This window comes from Corynebacterium sp. HMSC056F09 (assembly GCF_001815785.1).
Lineage (GTDB): Bacteria > Actinomycetota > Actinomycetes > Mycobacteriales > Mycobacteriaceae > Corynebacterium > Corynebacterium hiratae.
Genome location: NZ_KV821922.1, coordinates 1 through 307, shown reverse-complemented (window position 1 = coordinate 307; position 307 = coordinate 1). Strand labels below are relative to the sequence as shown.

Genomic DNA, 307 nt, shown 5'->3' with positions numbered 1-307 from the left:
CTGGCAGGGCGCTTGCTGATGCGGTAGTCCTCACCAATCCAGCTTCGATTACCGCGGGCTGGCAGGCGCGATTGCGGCCTTCGGCCGGTACGCCCAGAACACAGGGCTTTTTCTACCTTCAACTACTGGCGCAAGGCACCTTTAGCTTGGATATAGAGAGCTTGGTAGATGGTTTCATGACTAATCGACATTTCCCCACCTTTACCGAAGCAGCGGGCAAGATAGTTCGAAATCTGCTCTGGTGACCACTTCGTGTTCAACCCCTCGATGACAAAGGCCCGCAACTGCGGGTTGGTATCGAGTTTAC

The 307-nt window shown here is 54.7% G+C and carries 1 pseudogene; it reads right to left on the bottom strand.

Going from position 1 to position 307, the window contains the following annotated elements:
- A pseudogene (locus HMPREF3056_RS13725) lies at positions 1-307 on the bottom strand (IS30 family transposase); the annotation flags it as partial.